12 protein-coding genes are annotated in these 21,565 nt (G+C 47.0%); 8 read left to right on the top strand and 4 right to left on the bottom strand.

The annotated features are described in order from the left end of the window. Positions 1 to 128: 128 nt before the first annotated feature. Both K6V21_RS24800 and K6V21_RS24795 read right to left on the bottom strand, forming a co-directional pair. A complete protein-coding gene (locus K6V21_RS24800) occupies positions 129 to 1,505 on the bottom strand; it encodes an SLC45 family MFS transporter (protein WP_224320237.1) in 1,377 nt (458 codons plus the stop codon). 113 nt (positions 1,506 to 1,618) lie between these two features. After that, positions 1,619 to 2,626 (bottom strand): LacI family DNA-binding transcriptional regulator, encoded by a 1,008-nt coding sequence (locus K6V21_RS24795; RefSeq protein ID WP_224320236.1) that lies wholly within the window; start codon positions 2,624 to 2,626, stop codon positions 1,619 to 1,621. 254 nt (positions 2,627 to 2,880) lie between these two features. On the opposite strand from K6V21_RS24795, the gene K6V21_RS24790 reads away from it, so the two are divergent. From K6V21_RS24790 to K6V21_RS24775, 4 genes are all read left to right on the top strand, one after another. After that, positions 2,881 to 3,198 (top strand): type II toxin-antitoxin system RelE/ParE family toxin, encoded by a 318-nt coding sequence (locus K6V21_RS24790; protein WP_224320235.1) that lies wholly within the window; start codon positions 2,881 to 2,883, stop codon positions 3,196 to 3,198. Between the two features lie 9 nt (positions 3,199 to 3,207). Next, on the top strand, positions 3,208 to 3,519 hold the full coding sequence (locus K6V21_RS24785; protein ID WP_224320234.1) for a HigA family addiction module antitoxin: 312 nt from the start codon (positions 3,208 to 3,210) through the stop codon (positions 3,517 to 3,519). A gap of 287 nt (positions 3,520 to 3,806) precedes the next feature. Then, the gene (locus K6V21_RS24780; RefSeq protein WP_224320233.1) at positions 3,807 to 5,567 is read left to right on the top strand and encodes an AAA family ATPase; all 1,761 of its coding nucleotides are present in this window, start codon (positions 3,807 to 3,809) and stop codon (positions 5,565 to 5,567) included. A gap of 26 nt (positions 5,568 to 5,593) precedes the next feature. Next, positions 5,594 to 9,574, top strand: a complete 3,981-nt coding sequence (locus tag K6V21_RS24775) for a two-component regulator propeller domain-containing protein (RefSeq protein ID WP_224320232.1) — start codon at positions 5,594 to 5,596, stop codon at positions 9,572 to 9,574. A 137-nt stretch (positions 9,575 to 9,711) separates the two neighbouring features. Here K6V21_RS24775 and K6V21_RS24770 read toward each other — a convergent pair whose 3' ends face one another. Beyond that, positions 9,712 to 10,200, bottom strand: a complete 489-nt coding sequence (locus K6V21_RS24770) for a PepSY-like domain-containing protein (protein WP_224320231.1) — start codon at positions 10,198 to 10,200, stop codon at positions 9,712 to 9,714. A gap of 57 nt (positions 10,201 to 10,257) precedes the next feature. After that, positions 10,258 to 12,372 (bottom strand): sensor histidine kinase, encoded by a 2,115-nt coding sequence (locus K6V21_RS24765; RefSeq protein WP_224320230.1) that lies wholly within the window; start codon positions 12,370 to 12,372, stop codon positions 10,258 to 10,260. 255 nt (positions 12,373 to 12,627) lie between these two features. Here K6V21_RS24765 and K6V21_RS24760 point away from each other — a divergent pair, with 255 nt between their 5' ends. Genes K6V21_RS24760 through K6V21_RS24745 form a run of 4 tightly spaced genes read left to right on the top strand, consistent with a single transcriptional unit; the run spans position 12,628 to position 21,559 of the window. Then, positions 12,628 to 15,228 (top strand): hypothetical protein, encoded by a 2,601-nt coding sequence (locus tag K6V21_RS24760; protein WP_224320229.1) that lies wholly within the window; start codon positions 12,628 to 12,630, stop codon positions 15,226 to 15,228. Positions 15,229 to 15,255: 27 nt separating this feature from the next. Further along, positions 15,256 to 18,225, top strand: coding sequence for a SusC/RagA family TonB-linked outer membrane protein (locus K6V21_RS24755; protein WP_224320228.1), 2,970 nt, complete (start codon positions 15,256 to 15,258; stop codon positions 18,223 to 18,225). Positions 18,226 to 18,254: 29 nt separating this feature from the next. Beyond that, positions 18,255 to 19,829: a RagB/SusD family nutrient uptake outer membrane protein gene (locus tag K6V21_RS24750; protein ID WP_224320227.1), complete on the top strand. Its 1,575-nt coding sequence runs from the start codon at positions 18,255 to 18,257 to the stop codon at positions 19,827 to 19,829. A gap of 11 nt (positions 19,830 to 19,840) precedes the next feature. Further along, positions 19,841 to 21,559 (top strand): DUF5114 domain-containing protein, encoded by a 1,719-nt coding sequence (locus K6V21_RS24745; RefSeq protein WP_224320226.1) that lies wholly within the window; start codon positions 19,841 to 19,843, stop codon positions 21,557 to 21,559. The last annotated feature ends 6 nt before the right edge of the window (positions 21,560 to 21,565 follow it).

Here is a 21,565-nt window from a genome sequence, read left to right as displayed (position 1 = left end):
GGTGATAAAGTGGCAAAGTGATAGAGTGGTAAGGTGATAGAGTGATAAAGTAGCCGCGCTATATATCACAGAGTGTTGTTCCACTATCACTTTGCCACTTCATCACTTTACCACCCTTTTTATAAGGATTATGCTTTTGCTTGTTCTCCTTTGGTCTCTTTGATTAAATATACACAAACGGCACCGATAATCAACATCACGCCTGCCATGACAAGCATATTTATTTCAGGCGGTAACATGCCTTTCGGGGTGAACAGAGCCAGAATACTACCACCCAGCGTAGCAGCTACAATCTGCGGAATACAGATCGTTCCGTTGAACAGTCCCAGGTAGGTACCCATGTGTCCGCCGCTTAGAGCATTGGTCAGGATGGTGAAAGGCAATGCCAGCATAGCTGCCCATGCGCAACCGATAAGCAGGAAGGAGATGAACAATACATATTGATTGTGAACGAAATACGTGGAGATGAAACCTATTCCACCCAAAACAAGACTGAGTGAGTAGATCTGTTTTCGGTTCTTGAACATCGGGATACATACAGCCCAGAGTACAGAACCGATGGCTTGTACGGCAAACAATACGCCTACCCAGTCGGCAGCATTCTGATATTGGATACTCTTAGTGTCCAGCACTATTTTGCTTGCACCGTTCACCACAGTTTCAACGGTAGGAGCATCGAATACATTGGCAGCTACACTACCATTGGTATAGGTCCACATGAACATGAAAGCAAACCAGCAGAAGAACTGAACTAAACCTACCGTCCAGAAAGCTTTCGGTGCTTTCACCAGTAGTTTCACCATATTGATCTTTTCCTTTTTTTCCTCTTCGGTGATGCCATGGTATTCCGCATATTCGGCAGGTGGCATTTCTTTCACCTTTACCGTGGTGTAGATGACACAAAGTATCAGAATGGCTGCTCCGATATAGAAGGAATAGATAACCGAGTCGGGAACTACACCTTGGGGAGCTATGTTGCTGATGCCTATCCATGTAAAGATGAACGGGAACAGGAAACCTACCAAGCTACCGGCATTGCACAGGAAACTCTGGATAGAGTAGGCAAGGCCTTTCTGCTTTTCGTTTACCATGTCGCCCACCATCATTTTGAATGGCTGCATCGCCATATTGATGGATGTATCCAGAAACATCAACGATACTAATCCGAATATCATTGCCGTGCTGACTGCCATACCGAAACTACCGGCATTCGGCAGTAGGCACATTACCAGTACGGCTACCAGTGAACCGACAAACAGGTAAGGAATACGTCGTCCGAAGCGTGTCCACGTTTTGTCGCTTGCAGCACCTACGATGGGCTGCACGATGATACCTGCCAATGGTGGCAATATCCAGAAATAACTCAAATTGTGCGGGTCTGCACCCAATGTCGCAAAAATACGGCTGATGTTCGCACTCTGCAAAGCATATGCGATCTGTACGCCAAAGAAGCCGAAGCTGATATTCCACAACTTCCAAAAGCTCAAATCAGGTTTTACTTTCATTCTTAATAAATTATTAGTTACGAGCTACGAGCTACAAGCTACGAGTTCCTTTCGGCATACTGGCAATTTCGCACAGCCTACTCGTCACTCGTAGCTCATAGCTTGTCACTTATTCATTTCGTTGTTCCCCTCACTACAAGATTCGTCCTTACAATCTTGTTGCTACTCTTGTCATCGCCCCCTTCCAACTTACCTGTCAGAATGCTGAAAGCACTTTTTCCGACTTCTTCTCCGTGCTGTTCCACGGTGGTCAGTTTGGGATCTGTGCTTTGGGCAATGGCGCCGTCGGTAAATCCGCAGATCGATACTTCGTCGGGCACTTTCTTTCCAACCAGTTTACAGGCATACAGAATGCCCGAAGCTGTTTCGTCATTGATGGCGAAAAAACCATCGGGGTGGCCAGGACCTTCCAGAATATCCGGAGTGATGGCTATGGCGCGTTCACGTGTGTCACACAACATAATCATGCTGTCGTCCACAGGGATTTTATACTTCTTCATGGCATCCAGATATCCGTTCCGGCGGTTCTTGGTGATTTCCAGATGAGGCGCCGCACCGTAAAACAGGATACGCTTACAACCTGTCTGTATCATATACTCCACGGCGGCAAAAGAGCCGGCATAGTCGTCCACTACCACCCGTTCCGTTTTCAATCCGGTACAGATGCGGTCGTAGAAAACAATGGGGATGTTGTTGTTCAGCAGTTCCTGATAATGGTCGTATTGGGAAGTATCTTTTGCCAGTGAAGCAATCACACCACAGACACGGGCGGCAAGGAATGAGTGTACTATCTTTACTTCCTGTTCGTAAGACTCGTTGCTCTGCGCTACCAAAATATTGTATCCCGCTTCGGCGGCAGCCTTTTCAATACCACTCAGTACGCACGAGAAGAAGTGGTGCACCAATTGCGGCACAATCACACCAATCGTATTCGAGCGGCTGGCACGAAGATTCACTGCAAGTACGTTAGGCTTGTAATTATGCTCCCGGGCATACGCATGTATAAGGTCACGGGTCTCCTGGCTGATATCCGGGTTGTCTTTCAGCGCCCTCGACACAGTGGATGGCGAGACGTTCAACGCCCGGGCAATATCCTTGATGGTTATCTGCGGTTTATTCATGGTATTTTCTAAATATTCCCAAAGGTAATTGAAATGAGGATAGCTGCCAAACTAAAAAATGTAAAGCCAACTAATCCGATTGCAAAAATAGCGGAATAGATGAGAATAAGCTTCTTCGTTGAGAATTATCGGGTTATAGAATAGTGCAAACGTTTGCAAGTGTCTTTCTTCTGTTGCTTTAAAACAAAATCCTTAAATATTGTGGACTTTAAAAGAATTGCATTAACTTTGCATCAGTTGACTACAATCAAAGCATGGAGATAAAGTTTGATAAAGAATATTTAGAGGAATTGTATCTCAAGGGAAAGACTTCTGATAAGAAGCATCGTTTTCAGCCCCCAATCGTTGCCAAATATCGTAAGACGATAGATTTGTTGGAATCGGTGGCAGTAGCAGAAGATCTTTTCAGATACCATTCGTTGCATTACGAGGTACTTGTTGGCGATAAAGCTGGCTTGGAATCGGTTCGGGTGAACGACCAGTATCGTATAGAGTTCAAAACAACTAAAGTAGTTTCTGAGATTGTAATCACCGTGTGCAATATAACTGAATTGTCTAATCATTATAAGTGAACAAAAGATATGGCAACTGTAAAGTTCGGATATACTCCTACCCATCCCGGCGAGGTGCTGAAGGATGAAATAGAATACCGCAAGATTTCACAACGGAAATTGGCGGAACAAATGGGCATCTCTTACAAGGTACTCAACGACCTTTTGAATGGGCGTCGCACGTTGACCACAGTCACTGCCATGATGTTTGAGGCTGCGCTGGATATTCCTGCCGATTCACTGATGCGATTGCAATTGAAATATAACATGCAGCAAGCAATGAGCGACAGAACACTCATGGAGCGTTTGAACCAGATACGTAAATACGCTGCTCTGCTATAAGTGTTCCCCGTTTCCCGATATACAGAAAAATGATCGTCTCGCAAACAAAGCCATTGCTTTTTTGCGAGACGCTTTGTTGCCAGATGAAACTGTCGGGTCTGCATAAATAATAACTGCGATGCCCCCCTATAAGAACTTTTGTTGTCTTTAGATAAGATAAGCTGCATTTCGGCATAACTTTTTCATGCTTGCATGAAAGTTCTGCACTCAATTTGCATTATCTTTGTGTCGTTATCCCGTCATAAAGCGACGGATTAAATATCCCAAAAACAGCAGGAGGACATCATATGGATCCATTAGAATACTTAGTACCCGGCAGAAGGAGACTTCCCTACGGCATGATGAACTTCGCGGTCATCCGCCGTGAAGACTATTATTATGTGGATAAAACCCGCTTCATCCCCATGATAGAGCAGGCGGACCGCTTTTTCTTCTTCATCCGTCCGCGCCGTTTCGGGAAGAGCCTGACGCTGAACGTGCTGCAACATTACTACGATGTGCGCACCCGCGACAAGTTCGACGACCTCTTTGGCGACCTCTACATCGGGCAGCATCCCACACCGAGTCGTAACACTTATCTTGTGCTCTACCTCAATTTCTCCGGCATCACCGGTGCACTGAACGACTATCGCAAAGGGCTGGATGAGCACTGCCAAATCCGCTTCGACTTTTTCTGCGAAGTCTATGCCGACCTTCTGCCGGAAGGCATCAGGGATCGGCTGGACGAGAAGGACGGAGCCGTCAACCAATTAGACTATCTGATTTCGGAATGCGAACGTGCCGGACAAAAGGTGTATCTCTTTATAGACGAGTACGACCACTTCACCAACGCCATTCTCTCCGACCCCGAAAGTCTGCACCGTTACACCAACGAGACGCATGGCGAGGGTTATCTGCGCGCCTTCTTCAACAAAGTGAAAGCGGGAACCTATTCCAGCATCGAGCGCTGTTTCATTACCGGTGTAAGCCCCGTGACGATGGACGACCTCACCAGCGGATTTAACATAGGAACCAACTATTCCCTCTCACCGGACTTCAACCAAATGATGGGATTTACAGAAGAAGAAGTGCGCGAAATGCTGACCTACTATTCTACCACCAGCCCCTTCAATCATACCATTGACGAACTGATAGAGATAATGAAGCCGTGGTATGATAACTATTGCTTCGCGCAGGAATGTTACGGCGAAACCACGATGTATAACTCCAACATGGTGCTTTATTTCGTCAAGAACTACATCTCGCGTGGCAAAGCACCGCTAAGCATGGTGGAAGAGAACATCCGTATCGACTATGAGAAACTACGCATGCTCATCCGCAAGGACAAGGAGTTTGCCCACGACGCCTCAGTCATTCAAACCCTCGTGAGCCAGGGCTTCATCACCGGCGAACTGAAGAGTGGCTTCCCTGCCTCCGGCATCACCAATCCCGATAATTTCGTGAGCTTACTCTACTATTTCGGCATGCTCACCATCAACGGCATGCACCGGGGAAAAACCAAACTCATCATCCCCAATCTGGTAGTTCAGGAACAACTCTATACCTATCTGTTAAGCACCTACAACGAAGCTGACCTCAGTTTCAGCAGCTACGAAAAGAGTGAACTGGCAAGTCAGCTCGCTTACGATGGCAACTGGCAAGCCTACTTCGACTACATCGCTGACTGCCTGAAGACCTACGCCTCGCAGCGCGACAAGCAGAAGGGCGAGTTCTTCGTGCATGGCTTCACCCTTGCCATGACCGCACAGAACCGCTTCTACCGCCCCATCTCCGAACAAGATACGCAGGCGGGCTATGTCGATATTTTCCTCTGTCCGATGCTGGACATCTACTCCGACATGACGCACAGCTACATTATAGAGTTGAAGTATGCCAAGTACAAAGACCCCGAAACCCGTGTGGAGGAACTGCGTCAGGAGGCTATCGCACAAGCCAACCGCTACGCTGATACCGATACGGTGAAGCGTGCCATCGGCAGCACCCGGCTACATAAGATTGTGGTGGTGTATAAAGGCATGGAAATGCGGGTGTGCGAAGAAATACAGTAGTCCGGACCTTTAACGTAACCCGGCATATGCACAGACCAGTTCTTTTTCTTTTCATTCTGTTACAGATATGGCTTCCTTGCACTCTGGCGGGGCAGAAGTCCGATTACAGGCTGTTTGATAATATCAGTCTGGGGACGGAAGCATCCGTCATCAGTTGCTTCCTGCAAGACACGCAAGGACTGATATGGATAGGTTCCAACAAAGGACTGTTCAGTTACGACGGCTATTCCTCACAACCGCATTTCACTTTCGGCGAGCGCAGCAATACGCGCATTTATTGCGGTACGGTGGTGGACAGCACCTATCTTTATATAGGTGCGGACAATGGCCTACTGATTTATAACTACCGGACAGACACTTACCAAGAACCGGAAGCGGACTTCCCGACCGACATCCGCACACTGGCATTGCGTGACGGCGTGCTGTGGCTGGGGACACTAAACGGCCTCTATACCTACTCACCGGAAACCCGGCAACTCTCCGCCATCACCGAAGGACTTCCGCACCAGACCATTTATTCCATTATCCGCGCTTCGGACGATAACCTCTACATTGGCACGTACAACGGCTGTTGCCGCTACATCCCCGCCGCCGGACGCTTTGAAACCATAGACCTGCCCGTCACCCGTGGCCGAAGCAATCAGTTTGTCAATTCACTTCTGGAAGATACCGCACGCGGTTGCATCTGGATAGGCACAGAAGGATGTCTTTTCAAATACACCCTTGCCGACGGGCATACGCAGCGGATAGATGCTTTCCATGATAACTCCGTCAAGTCTCTGGCACTGGACGGGAACGGACAATTGCTGGTAGGCACCGATAATGGTCTGTACGTCTATCAGGAGGACGAGCCCCTGTTGCACGTTGTTCATGACTCCCGAAACCTCCAGTCCCTTTCTAACAATATCATCTGGACCATCTTTGCCGACCGAGAGCATAACGTCTGGCTGGGTACGGATTACGGCATCTCCATGTCCCGCCATAACAGTGTGTTGCGTCACATCCCTATCTCGCAGATTACCGGAACAGGGGAGGGCAACCAGTTCTATTCCATGCTGCGCGATACGCACGGAACTTATTGGTTTGGCGGCACCAACGGCCTCATTCGCTTCACCGCTCTTATGGATGGGGAACAGGACGTTGCCTGGTATAAGATGGGAGACCGGAAATATCCTTTGTCCCACAACCGGGTACGCCATCTTTACGAAGACCGTGAACAACAATTCTGGGTGGCTACGGATGGCAGCATCAGTCGTTACGACCCGGCGAAACGCCAGTTTATACATTATAACATAGTGGACAGCACCCGCCGCTACAACGCCAATTGGACGTATAGCCTTTTTGAAGACCATGACGGGCAACTTTGGATAGCTACCTGTCTCGGCGGTATTTTCGTTGTAGATAAGGAAAACCTCATGCGTTCTTCCGGCGGACTCTACATGGCGGAGAAGACTTATTCCATCCACAACGGCCTGTCCGGCATGTTCATCAACCAGATGATTCCCGACCGGGAAGGGAATGTATGGGCATTGCTCTATAACAGTCCCAACAGCATCGAAAAGATAAATCCCCGTACCGGCGAAGTCACCCATATTGCCGCCGGTGAACTGAAAGGCGAGCGTACTCCCAACTTTATCCTTTGTGCCCAGGACGGCTACATCTGGATAGGCTTCCCCGGCGGAGTGATGCGCGTGACTCCCGAAAACGACAGTATCCGTATGTTGCCATTTGATGCTTATAATCATTACGAAGTGCTTTCCATGGCCGAAGCCGACGGTCGCATCTGGATCTCTACCACAGATGGTTTCTGGGTAGCCGACCAGCAGACTCTGGAAGTCCGCCGCCTGAATATCACCGACAAGCGTTTCACCAGCATGTTCTTTGATAAGACAAGCGGAGAACTCTATCTGGGCACCGCAGACGGGTTTGCCATCTCCTCACCCGAGGCCTTGCTGGCGGAACACCTTGAACAGCCTTTGATATTAACCGCCCTTTATGTCAACAACCAACTTTACCAGTCTGGGGCGGGGCAGGCGCTTGATGCAGTGCAATCCGCACAAAGCATCCGTTACTCACAGCGTATAAATCTGGACTACGACCAGAACAATCTTGCTTTTGAACTCTCCGACCTGCCTTATTCCCTTGAAGAGAAAAGCAAACTGTTGTATCGCCTGGAAGGTGTGGACCGTGAATGGAACCTGTTGAAACCGAATACGAACCGGATTACTTACAACAATCTGAACTACGGTGACTACCGCCTGATAGTGAGCAAACTGGATGCGCATGGCAAGCCGTCCGAAAAAACGTATGCATTGGACATCCACATCATTCCGCCCTGGTACTACACCCCGTGGGCAAAGGCCGTTTATGTCTTGCTGTGCCTTGTCCTGATACTCTGGACAATCAACTTCTTCCGCGTGAAGAACCGTCTAAAACTGGAGCGTCTGGAGAAAGAGAAAATCCTGGAGCAGTCTCAGGCTAAGATGGAGTTCTTTACGAATCTCTCCCACGACCTGAAAACTCCGTTGAGCATGATTATCGCGCCTATCAGCAAGTTGCTGCCCGGCATCAAGGATCAGCAGGAGAAGAAACAACTGGAACAGGTGCATCGCAATGCCATGAAGTTGAATTCGCTTATTCATCAGGGGCTGGACTTCAACCGGGTGGATAGCGGAAACAATACATTACTGATACTTTCTCAAATCGAACTGGTGTCTTTTGCGCGTGGCTTATTCACCTTGTATGCAGAGGAGAAGGCGAAAGAGAAGAAGCTGACTTTCCATTTCCATGCCGACCGTGAAAAGATATACATACAGATGGATGCCATAAAACTGGAATCTATCTTGGATAACCTTTTATCCAATGCCGTGAAGTATACTCCGGAAGAGGGTGAGATAACGCTTCGTCTGCAGGCTTCTGATAAAGAAGTGCATATCTCTGTATCCGATACAGGTATCGGTGTTCCCCGTCAGGATCAACCGTATGTTTTTCAGCGCTTCTTCCAGTCTCCCAAGACGGCAGGCACGAAGGAGGGAACAGGTATCGGCCTGTATTTGGTAAAGACTTATACGGAACTGCATGGTGGTAAAGTTCAGCTTTCTTCAGAAGAGAATAAAGGTACTGCCATTACGCTGACCCTTCCGGTGATTGCTATGGAACAGCCTGTCGTAGAGGTTTCTCCGGAAATTGTATCTTCTGATATCGAACCTGTCGCTGCCGGAGTTACAGTTGTGGTTCCAGATACAGATACGCCCGCTCCGGATGCTCCATTGCTTCTGATTGTGGATGATACTCCGGAGGTTTCAGAGTTTATTTATCAGATACTGCATACTAAATATCGTTGCCGTTTGGCGGAAAATGGTAAGATAGGTATGGAACTTACCCTGGAATTAATGCCCGATCTGATTATTGCTGATGTCATGATGCCCGTAATGGATGGTCTTGAAATGGTGCGTCATATCAAGAAGCATGTTCCTACATCCACTATTCCCATTATCTTGCTGACGGCGAAAAGCGATAAGGAAACAGAGCTTGAAAGTATCCAGTTGCATATAGATGCTTTCATTCCTAAACCCTTTGAACCAGATATTTTACTTTCGCGTGTGGAGCAGTTACTTCATAGCCGGGAGACGCATGAGGCGAAAGCCCGCATGGAAGTTCTTTCCACCCCGAAGGAGATAGAGGCGGTTTCTTATGATGAAAAGTTCCTGGCAAGTGTGATTCATCTGATTGAAGAACACATCTCAGACTCCGAACTGAATGTGAATGCCCTTTGCGAATGGACTGGCACCAATAACAAGCAGATGTACCGCAAGATAAAACAACTGACGGGCATGACACCTGTGGAATACATTAAATCCATCCGCATGAAGAAAGCCGCCATGCTGTTGAAGCAACAGAAGTTCACGGTTGCCGAGGTGATGTACATGGTCGGTTTCTCCAATCACTCTTACTTTTCCAAGTGCTTTCAGACGGAGTTCGGGGTGACGCCTAAGCAATATGTTTAGTTCGGCTTTGCCAACTCTTTGCCATAGGCTTGGCAAGGTTTTGCCAATAGGGTGGCAGAGTCTTGCCAATAGGGTGGCAACAGTTTGCCAATAAGGTGGCAAAAGTTTGCCAACAAGGTGGCACGGAATTGGCAAAGTTAAGTGTTCAGGAACACCTCGGCTCCCAGCAGATTATTAAAGTAAGTGGCATTCCGTTCATCCTCAAGTCCTCCGTCGGGGGTGAACAGTAGTTGGTATCTGGTTTGTGTATTCGCCATTCCCACAACTACGGAAATTACTGATTGTTTCTTAGGGAATTGAACCAATGTGACTCCCTGCACCATTCCATCGGAATATTCGCTTGCAACAAAAGCGTTGTACACGGCATTGGGCACTTCGTCCATTGTTCCCCAGTCAATCTGTCTCATTTCCCATTGTGCCTCGGAGTTGAACCAGACCTTTGTGGCGTAACCATTCTGTATAAAGTCCGCTACATAGTAAGCCTCATCCCGTGACCAGGCAACATCCTTGGCGGCAGGGTACATCTTTTTCAGTGCTGTCTGTACATTGACAGGCGCATAATCGGCCAGGGCCGGAACTGATGTCAGGAGCATCAGAAGCAGGAAAGAATACGTCAACTTTTTCATTGTTCCTTCATTTAGATTGTTATCGCTCCGAAGAGAACAACGAGTGGGGAGTTTTGTTTAGTTACCAGGAGCACCGTCCAGTGGAAGTATAAACAGGAAACGTGCTCCTTTGGTATAACTCTTATCCAGTTTCACTTCACCTTTCAGGCGTTCGGCAATGATGGAACAGATATTCAGTCCGAGTCCTGTGCCCTGTTTAAATTCATCCAGTTTGCTGAAACGGTCGAAAACATAGTCTGCCTGGTCTGCCGGAACTCCCGGACCTGTATCTGCAACGGAGAAGGTTATCTTTCCCGGATTCTCTGTGAGAGAGCAATGGAGGTGAATCTCACCCCGTTCCGTGTGTTTCTCCGCATTGGTCAGGAAATTGATAAGTACCTGTTGCAGGCGTTCTTTATCCGTCACAAACAAGAAGTCATTTGGTGCATCGGAAGTGAAATAGGACTTCACTTCTTTCGGATTACGATGTACAACGGAAATCATTGCTACCTGGCATAATTCATTGCAGCGATGAGGCGCCAGATGCATGGTGTATTTACCACTTTCCAAACTGGCAAGGTCGAGGACATCATTAATTAGCGTAGTCAGTAACTCGGAATTCTGCTGGATAAGCATGCTGAACTCTGCTTTCTCTTCCTCGTCCACCTCCATATCCGGAGTGGATAAAACTTGTGAGAATCCGACTATGGCATTGAGCGGTGTACGTATCTCGTGGCTCATATTCTGTATAAAGAAACTTTTCATCCGATCCGACTCCTCGGCATGGTCGCGTGCAATGGTGAGCTCTCCATTTTTTTCTTGTAAGATGGCCATTGTTTTACGGCGTCTGTATAGGTAGAATATCAGGAAACAGGTGAAAAGAAATAAGAATGAGAGTACAAGGCTGAGAGTTACGATGTAATGTTGAGAAGCACTTTGCTGCTCTTTTAAGATGGCTTTCTGTTTTTCCGCTTCTACATTGAGACGTGCCAGTTCCAGATTCCGGTTCCTCAATACCAATCTGCTGTTTTCAGCATTTATCTTTTCCAGTTCAGATTGTGACTTTGTCCGGTCCAGTTCCAGTTGGGTATTCCTCAGGTTGAGTGCTGCATTCTTATATTCCAGGGCCTTGGCATCCAGTTTCATGCGTTCGTTGCCTATCTGTGCATTCAGTTCGGCGATGTCTGCGGATTGTACCAGGCGATTGATTGAATCCTGATATCTGTGAATCAACTTATTATATATATAAGCTTTTTCATAGTTTCCTGATTTCAGATATAACTCATGGCGTATCTGGTAAATCTGTAATGGGCTTCCTATCGAATCAGCGGTTATATATGCCTGATCGTATTTTTTATCCAGAACAAGTTTGCAGATACGTAAACGCAACAAAGCTGATTTGCGGATAACACCATATTGTTCGACCAGTTGCAGGCATTCTTCATAGCAAGTGTTAAAGTCATCGATTCGGTCCATACTATACAGAGTCTGGCATTTATCCATTAGGGAAGCTACACGGCTCTCATTGGTTTTAGCAGTTTTCACGGCTTTCTCATTGTATTCCAATGCTACTTCACCTTCGTCTTTCTTTCGGTAATACTCAGCAAGGTTCATGTAAAGGTATGACGGATCTTGTTCGGGCAAATGCTTCAGCATGTATTCTAAGGCATTTTTGTAGTACTCGGCTGCTACCTCACTATTCTGACGCATATAGTAGATGTGTCCCAAGGTACGAATACACGAAAAGATGCCGTAGTTGTGCTGGTCTTTGAAAGCCTGTTCTTTCATTTCTTCGGCTTTGTGCAGGGCACGCAGTGAATGTCCGTTGTTAAGGAGCCAATTTATTTCGCTCGTATATGCGGAATAGTAATATTGCAGATAGTTGTTTTTGCGTGCCTCTTCCTTTAATTTAGTGGCTGCCTGTTCCAGTTTCTCATAATTGCCGGAACTATAGTAGAAACTTACCGGAATGGTAAGTGCCAAACATTGTGCTTTTTTGTCTTTCTTTTTGGTTGCTTCTGCATAAAGAGTGTCAGCGATAAGCAATCCTTGGGGATAAGTTCGTGATTTGGTGGCGCGCTGAAAAAAGGGGTATAAAGAGTCATCTATCTTATAAGGGTTGTTTTGTGCCCCGGCAGGGATAAAAAGTCCTGTAAGAAGTAGTAAAATTAGTATGTTAGTGTATCTTTTCATCTTATCTTTAGCAAAGGGATGTGGCAAAGATACTTTTTTATGCTTAATAATTACAAGAAAATGGAGAAAAAGTAGTAGTCTTTTGATTGAGAATTCCCGGCTGTTATTATGCTTATTGTTCATAAATGTTATATGTATATTGTTGATAATCAGTGGATGTCCTTTTTGTATTGTTTTATGTCCGATATCTGCTTTGATGAATAATTGCCCTCCATTACTTTTGCCGTCAAGAAAAACCAACTTGAATTTGATGACATGCAGAGACACATTCTTATCTTGATTACTTGTTTGCTGGCGGTAGTTGCCCCGGCACAGAACAAAGTACAAAAAAGCGCACAGCCCCAAGTACGAAAAAGTATCCCTACTGTTTATGTGGATGCCAACGGCGTCATGCGCTGGTCCGATACCCGGAAAGAGGCTTCTTTCTTTGGTGTGAATTATACCCTGCCTTTTGCCCATGCTTACCGTGCAATGGGCTATCTGGGCATTGATCGCAAAGCTGCTATCGACCGTGATGTCTACCACTTTGCACGTCTGGGACTGAATGCTTATCGCATCCACATCTGGGACGTTGAGATTTCCGATGGCGAAGGCAACCTGCTGGAGAACGAGCATTTGGAATTGCTGGATTATCTTATCTTTAAATTGCAGGAACGTGGCATTCGCATCGTTATTACTGCTCAAACCAACTTCGGCAATGGCTATCCCGAACGTAACCAGCCTACCGGCGGCTTTTCCTATAATTATGGTAAATGTGCTGTTCATAGCGATGCAGAGGCCATTGCCGCGCAGGAAAAATATATTGCCGCCCTTGTGCGCCACGTCAATTCTTACACAGGCTATGCCTATAAAGACGATCCTTACATCGTAGGTTTTGAAATCAACAACGAACCCTGCCATCCGGGTACGGTAGCCGAGACGCGTACTTATATCAACAAGATGTTATCTGCCTTGAAACGTGCAGGCAACCGGAAACCGGTATTCTATAATGTCAGCCACAATCAGCATGTGGTTGAGGCTTACTACGATACTGCCGTTCAGGGTACTACTTATCAATGGTATCCCGTGGGTCTTGTTTCCGGACATACCCGTAAAGGAAACTTCCTGCCTGCGGTAGACCGATACGATATTCCTTTCTCCAATTTGAAAGGTTTCAATAAAAAGGCGCGTCTGGTTTATGAATTTGATCCTGCGGACAATCTCTATTCCTATCTTTATCCTGCCACTGTCCGCACTTTCCGTTCTGCCGGTTTCCAGTGGATTACACAGTTTGCGTATGATCCTATTGATATGGCGGCATATAATACCGAATATCAGACTCATTACCTGAATGTGGCTTATACTCCGAACAAGGCTCTTGGCTTGATGATTGCCGCAGAAGTGGCACAAAAAGTGGGCAGGGGAGAGAGCTTTGGAGGCTATCCGGCAGATACGCTGTTCAATGACTTCCGCGTCAGCTACGTACAGGATTTGAGTGAACTGAACGATGGAGAGAAATTCTACTATTCCAATACGACGCAGACCCTTCCGAAAGATGTTTCACGGCTTCGTGCCATTGCCGGATGTGGCAGTTCTCCCGTTGTCAGTTACGAGGGTACAGGTGCTTATTGGATAGATAAGTTGGAAGATGGTGTTTGGCGCCTGGAAGTTATGCCCGATGTAGTGCAGGTGAGCGATCCGTTTGCCAAACCTTCTTTGGATAAAGAAGTGATGCATATCATTTCCAATGCATGGGATATGGTGCTGGATTTGCCTGACTTGGGTAAACATTTCCAGATAAATGGATTAGATAAAGATAACTCCCGACATACTGCCGCCACGAACGGTACCATTTCCGCCCTTCGTCCCGGTGTTTATCTTTTGCAACGCGAAGGCATATCCGCTTCCCGAACCTGGACTGCTGATACCCATTGGCAAAACATCACTCTCGGCGAATACGTCTCCCCAACTCTCCACTCTCAACCTTCAGACCTTGACTTCATAGTCAATCATTCTCCGGTGGGAACTGTTGATGCCGGCAAAGACCTGACCATACAAGCCACTGTAGCCGGCAATGAACAGCCCGACTCCGTTATTATCTATACTGATAAAATCTCCTTTTGGAATGAAAAGAATCCATCTATCAAGATGAACTATGCAGGTGGTTACACATACCGTGCCATTGTTCCTGCCTCAGATATAAAAGAAGGTTGTTTTAGGTATAACATCGTTGTATGTCGGGGAGATAAACGACAGACATTCCCTTCCGGGGTAGCCAAGAGTCCGCTGGATTGGGACTATACTACGGCTACCCTGTGGGAGACGAATGTAGTTGCTTCTACGAAGCCACTTTCTTTACTGGAAGTGGGAGATACCGACAATAACCTGGAAGTCTATACCTTGCCGGAGTGGAGCCGTACCAATCGTGAATTGATTGAGAATGCCCCAACGGAGAGACCGACTCTCCGCATTACTTTTGAATCCAAGGACCCGAATCCGGTATTCTTTCTTCGCCGCTATATTAAAGATGACATTAGCGGCCGTCCCGAACGCCTTGCAGCCGGCCGTAAGCTTTGTCTGCATGTGAAGAAGATGCCGGAAGGGCTTAAAGCAGGTTTCATTACTTCGGACGGATATACCTATCTCGCACCGTGTACGGCTGCAACGGATGATATCATTCGCATTCCTCTCACGGAACTGCGACAGACCAATACCGCCCTGTTGCCTCATGCCTATCCGGTTTTCCTCGACAACTATTTCCGTCCGCAAACGGAGATACCTTTCCAAGTAGAAAAGATAGAAAGCCTTGAACTGTCCTTTGAAGGAACTGCCGGGAAACAGGCGGAAATAGAAATAGGTGGCATTTGGCTGGAATAAGTAACACTTTTAAATTAAATACCAAGTATGAGAAACAAAACCTTAAGACATCGCGTCACAGCTTTTCTATGTCTGCTGTGCATCGCACTATCAGCAATTACGAGCCCGCTTTCCGCTCAGGACGGAAGAAAAGTAACCGGGCATGTCGTAGACGACACGAACGAACCCCTTATCGGCGCCAGTATCCTGGTGGTAGGCACCAGTACCGGCGTGATAACCGATCTTGACGGAAACTTTTCCATTGTTGTACCTTCGGGAGCTACCACTTTGCAAATCTCCTATGTGGGCTATGAAACTATGACTGTTCCCATTCCGGACAACAATACCGTGAATGTAAAGATGAAAAGTGACTCTCAGGTACTGAGTGATGTGGTTGTTATCGGTTACGGAACAACCCGCAAAAGTGACCTGACGGGATCTGTCTCTAATGTCAGCAGCAAGGATTTCAATTCCGGGCTGATTTCCTCGCCCGAACAACTGATTAACGGTAAAGTATCGGGTGTACAGATTATGAGTAATAGTGGCTCGCCCACAGCCGGAAGTACCATCCGTATCCGTGGCGGCGCTTCGCTGAATGCCAGTAACGACCCGCTTATCGTGTTGGATGGCGTACCCCTTGAAACGGGTGGTATCAGTGGTAATGACGGTAACTTTTTGGCATTAATCAATCCGAGCGATATAGAAAGTATGACTATCCTGAAAGATGCTTCGTCCACCGCCATCTACGGTTCGCGCGCGTCAAACGGTGTCATTATCATTACTACCAAGAAAGGAAGTACTGACCGTATGAAAGTGAGTTTCACAACTACCAATTCCATACAGACCCGTACTAAATTGAACGATATGCTCTCACGCGAAGAGTTCATCAATGTGGTCAATACTCAGGGTTCGGATGCACAGAAAGCCTTGCTGGGTAATGCCAACACGGATTGGAATGACAAAATCTATCATAACGCTTTCGGTACGGACAATAATCTCAGCCTGTCCGGTCGTCTGGCAAAGAACTTTCCTATCCGTGTGTCTTTAGGTTATTATAACCAGGATGGTTTGGTGAAGACGGACAATGCAGAGCGCATCACAGGAAGTGTATCCTTATCTCCCAGTTTCTTTGACGACCATCTGAAACTGAACTTCAATGTGAAAGGTTCGCGTAACGACAACCGTTTCGCCAATTCAAATGCCATTTGGAATGCAGCAACCTGGAACCCTACCATTCCGGTTTATTCGGGTAACAATACGTTTGGCGGATACACTGAGGCTACTGACAATGTAGGGCAGTTGGTTACAGGTGGTACGGTCAATCCTCTGGGGGCTCTCAAGCAGTATAAATCAACCAGCCGTGTGTCCCGTCTGGTCGGTAACTTTGATGTGGACTACAAAATGCACTTCCTGCCCGAACTGAAATTTCATGCTACTTTGGGGTATGATTATGCCAAGGGACAAGGCAAAATATATGTTCCGGCTGAGGCAGCCCAGTATGAGACAACTCATGGGCGTGATTATAAATATGGCCCGCAAAAGAATACCAACCGCCTGCTGACTACTTATTTCAATTACAATAAATACCTCGACTCCTGGAAGAGCAGCATTGATGCCACTGTGGGATATGATTATCAATACTGGAAGAGTACTTCCCCTCAATACAGTGAACTGAGCACATTAGGCGAGATACAAAGTACGACTGCCGCTTCCGACGAGCGCCATGTGCTTCTCTCTTACTATGCGCGTCTGAACTATACTTTTGATTCGCGTTATATGCTGACGGCCACCATGCGTCGTGATGGTACCTCTCGTTTCAGCAAAGATAACCGTTGGGGAACTTTCCCCTCTGTAGCTCTGGCCTGGAGAGTCAGTGAAGAGGCTTTCCTGAAAGACAATGCAGTGTTGAGTAACCTGAAACTCCGTGCCAGTTACGGTGTCACCGGTCAGCAGGATGGCATTGGTAACTATAATTACCTGCCCGTTTATACAGCCAGCCAGAGTGGGGCGGAAGCACAGTTCGGAAATCAGTACATCACCACCTACCGCCCTGAGGCATACGTCTCTAATTTGAAATGGGAGACTACTACCGCCTGGAATGCCGGTTTTGATTTTGGCTTCCTTGAAGACCGTATTACCGGTAGCTTTGATTACTATACCCGCCAGACCAAGGACCTGTTGGCTACTGTTGCCTCTCCCGCCGGTACTAATTTCGATAAGAATATCCTGACCAATGTGGGTAATGTAGATAGTCAGGGTATTGAAGTTTCCCTGAACGCCAGCCCCATTCAAAGCAAGAACTGGAACTGGGATGTCAGCTTCAACATGACCTGGCAAAAGATGAAAGTCAAGAACCTCTCTCTGGTAGAAGGTGGTGCTGCCACCAACATCTCGGCCGGTGCCTCCATTGACGGACAAAATGTGCAGGTGTTGAGCGAAGGCTACGAACCTTATATGTTCTACGTCTATAAACAGCTTTACGATGCCGAAACCGGCAAACCCATCGAGGGAGCTTATGCCGACCTGAACAATGACGGTGAGATAAACTCAGGTGACCTTTATCGCTATAAATCACCTACACCCGACTTTATCTTCGGCTTCAGTACTTCGCTGAACTATAAGAAGTGGACGCTGAGCACCAGTCTTCGTGCCAATGTGGGGAATTACGTATATAACGGTATGGCTATGAACACCGGTGCCTGGGAGACGATGAGCTATAACTCATTCCAGTTGAATAATCTGCACAGCAGTTATCTGAATACCGGTTTCCAAAGCCGCCAGCACTTATCGGACTATTATGTGGAGAACGGCTCATTCCTGAAAATGGATAACCTGTCACTATCCTACAACTTTGGCCGTGTATGCCGCTGGCTCAGTTTGAATGCCAGTGTCATGGTGCAAAACGTATTTTGCATAACCAAGTATTCGGGTGTTGATCCGGAGGTTCCGAGTGGAATGGATTCTTCTTTCTATCCCCGTCCGCGTACTTACTCACTCAGCCTGGGACTTGAATTCTAATCTTTACCATTAAAAACAAGACATATCATATGAAAAAGATATTCTATACCGTACTGCTTTTTGCCGGTACACTATTCACAACCTCCTGTTTGGATGACCTCAACCAGTATCCGCATACGGAAACCACTTCGGCTGATGTTTATACGTCCGCAGCTAACTATAAAGCCGTCTTAGGAAAACTTTATGTGTCTTTCGTCATTGCCGGACAAGAAAAAGGCGGCGGAGATAAAGACCTCGACAGTAACTTCGGTTACGACTATATGCGCTGTTACTTCAATATGCAGGAATGTGGCACCGACGAGGTGGTCTACACCTGGCTGGGAGGCGAAAAAATGAGTGGGCTTACTTATCTGAGTTGGGATGCCAATGATGCGTGGGTGTCCGATACGTATTATCGTATTTACTATACCATAGCGCTTTGCAATGAATTCCTGCGTAATGCCACCGACGGGCAGATTGAAAAATTCAGTGAGAGTGAGCAGGCGGAAATACGCCATTATCGGGCTGAAGCCCGTTTTCTCCGTGCATTGGCATACTATCATGCACTCGATCTTTATCGTAACATACCTCTCGTCACCGAGAATGATCCTGTAGGCAGCTATCTGCCGCCACGCTACACTGCTACACAAATGTTCGAGTATCTGGAGACGGAATTGAAAGATGTGGATGCAGACTTGCTGGACCGCACAGAATGTGAATACGGCCGTGCCTGCAAACAAGCCGCTTATGCCCTGTTGGCACGCTTATATCTCAATGCGGAAGTTTATACGGGTACTGCCCATTGGACGGATTGCATCACCTACTGCAACGAAATCCTGAAAGCGGGTTATACGCTGGAAGGTGATTATGCCAAACTGTTCAATGCCGACAACCATAACCGTACCAATGAAATCATCTATGCTTTTCCGGTGGATGCAACACACACCGTATCGTGGGGAGCAACTACTTATATCATCTGCGGAGGCGTGAATAACACTTCCGATACTCAGGTACCTGCCGATTACGGTGTATCTTCCGGTTGGGGCAATTTCCGCCTGCGAGGCGAACTTCCCGATCTTTTCAGTGATGGTGATGGCCGGGGGATGTTCTATACTGAGGGACAGACCAAAACAATAGATGTGGTGGAAAACCAAAGCAACGGTTATCTTCCGGAGAAATGGACTAACCTGACTGATGCGGGCGAAGCCGCTTCCAATAGCAACGACGGTGGTGTGAATACCGATTTCCCGGTTTTCCGTCTGGCGGATGTCTATCTGATGTTGGCTGAGGCTGTAGTGAGAGGGGGAGAAGGCAGCAGCCGTTCCACAGCTTTAGGTTATGTCAACGACTTGCGCAGACGTGCCTTTGGTAACGATTCGGGGAATATTACCGACGGACAGTTGACCGCCGACTTTATTCTTGACGAGCGTGCCCGTGAACTCTATCTGGAGTGTGTCCGCCGCACGGATCTGATACGTTACGGCAAGTTTACCACTTCCAGCTATCTGTGGCAGTGGAAAGGCGGTGTGATGAACGGACAGGCGGTAGACAACAAATATAACATTTATCCTATTCCGTCCACCGAACTGACGGCTAACCCGAATCTTTATAACGAAAACTATTAATTCTATACTATATGAAGACAATGAAGAATTTCCTTCTCCTTCTTGCGGCAGTCTTTAGTTTTGCCTCTTGCGAAAAGGATGAAGACAAAATATATCTGAGCAGTATTGAATCCGGTGAACTGGTTGCGACGGAAAGTACAGTCGTCTTGTCGCAGGAAAACAGTAATGACATTGTCCTGTCTTTGGCATGGACGAAAGATGCCTTGCAGATCAGTGACCCTGCTTTGTCGGCTATTGATGTGACCATCCAGACCTTGCAGGTTTCCACTACTCAGGATTTTTCGGGTGTGGTGAGCGAAAATGTAGAAACTTCCCTCTCGAAGGCTTATACCGGTGCTGCCTTGAATGCACTGGCCAAGAATATCGGTGCCAATCCTGATGTGGCGAATAACGTTTATTTCCGGCTTGCTGCGCAGACGGGAAAGAATATGACCCCTGTTTACTCTAATGTAGTTACAGTAGCGGTCACTCCCTATACGATTGACATGAGTCTGGGGTATATTCTTAATGCCGATAAGGCAGAAACCGGTGTGACACTCTATTCGGCTGCTTCCGACGGGCAATATCTGGGTTTCATGGGAGCCACTGCCTGGTACAACTTCTTTATGAAAGAAGGTGATGGAACGGTTTGGGGTAATGATGGCGTAACAGGAACGGCCTTTCTGATGTCTTCGGAAGAATCCTCCTGGAACTTCTGGTTCCCCGGAATGGGCGGTTGTTATTATGTGGATGCAAACACTAACAAGAAAGCTTGGTCGGCCCTTTACATACCGTCTCTTACGCTTACAGGCGATGTGGCAGGTACAATGACTTTTGATCGTCCGAATGTGAAATGGACGTATGCATTTAGTGCTGCACAGGCGGGAAATATTACATTCAAGGTAAACGGAACCGGTCGTCTATACGATTCTTCTACGGGCACCGATGGTTCGGATAGTGATGCCAACTTAGGAATTGAAACTCCTGTAAGTTTTGCGCAAAACGGAGAAAATCTTATCTTTGGCGGAGAAGCGGGTAATATCACTGTGAATGTTCCGGCAGCGGGAGAATGTACTTTGGTTATTGATTTGAGCAATCCGAAACAGTGGACGGTAGAAGTAACCAGTGGCAGTGCCGAGCCCGAACCGGTGAGAGAGACTCTTTATATGCTGGGTATCAGTGAAGGAGAAGGTGACTGGAACTTCAATAACTACCTCCGGCTTTATGATGAGGATAATCTGGGATATGCCGGTGTGGCGGATGTTAATTCTCCCTGGGGATATCAGATTGCAATAGAAGAAGGTAATTGGGGAGATGTTTATAAATTGGGCGAAGGCGATGCCAATGCCGGAACGTTAGCTTTTAATGCGGAGAACAATATTCCTGCACCGGATGGCGGTCTTTACTTCTTTGATGTATCATTGAAAGCATTGACTTATAAATTGACGGCTATAGGCAATGAAATTTATGTTGCCGGTCTCAATAAACTGAAAGATGAAGACTGGACTTTTGAGCCATTACCCGCTACAGCTACCGGTGGTGTATATAGTGGCAGTATCACTATTACCCAACCGTCTGCCTGGGGATTTAAGATTTATCTTTTTAATGGAGACTGGAATTACGTTTATGGCGGAAGTGCCGGGAAACTCTATTACAAGAGCAATAACGGCATCACGGATGATGCTACGCTGGCGCCGGGCACATACACTCTGACTGTAGATTTAATTAATGCAACCTATACTATTGAATAAAGGATA

The organism is Bacteroides cellulosilyticus, assembly GCF_020091405.1.
Lineage (GTDB): Bacteria > Bacteroidota > Bacteroidia > Bacteroidales > Bacteroidaceae > Bacteroides.
This window is presented reverse-complemented; position numbering and strand designations above follow the sequence as displayed.